Origin of the sequence: Colwellia ponticola (assembly GCF_005885605.1) — a bacterium.
GTDB classification, from domain to species: Bacteria; Pseudomonadota; Gammaproteobacteria; order Enterobacterales; family Alteromonadaceae; genus Colwellia; species Colwellia ponticola.
Window position 1 is genome coordinate 1 of sequence record NZ_SZVP01000056.1, and the last position, 489, is coordinate 489.

Genomic DNA, 489 nt, shown 5'->3' on the forward strand with positions numbered 1-489 from the left:
ATTCAGGTTTCGGACCGCTAACTTTCCCGCGTTCGACTCCGCCAATTCTTTTAGGACTTCATCAAATAATTTTTCGATGTCTTTAACTTCATCGATGTAATCATCCATTTCATCCAACGTAATAGTTTCTTCTTCTGTTCTATTTGCTATTTCTAAGACTCGTGACAACGTGTTGACATTATAAGAACGTAATTCCGGTAAGACTTTTGCTGAGAGTCCCATTCCGAATTCCATATTTCCATCGATGAAAGGCATCACTTTGTCTAATTCACGTACAAATTTAGTGCCAAATTTAAACGAATATTCTTTACCTTTAATTTTTAATTTCAATGTTTTTCATCCTCCTAAAATAAAAAAGAGAGCATCTAAGCCCTCTTATGCTCCTGTCGAAGTTGCTTTCACGGTATCTTTGAATGCATATTGAACAACATCGGCTTGATCTTCTGTCAAGGTTGCATAACCATCTTGACCAACACCATTTACTGCAAA

The 489-nt window shown here is 36.4% G+C and carries 1 protein-coding gene; it reads right to left on the reverse strand.

Going from position 1 to position 489, the window contains the following annotated elements; genetic code table 11:
• Positions 1-330 (reverse strand): tail assembly chaperone (locus FCS21_RS15800; protein WP_138624484.1); only part of this gene is annotated, 330 nt, incomplete at its 3' end.
• Positions 331-489: the final 159 nt, after the last annotated feature.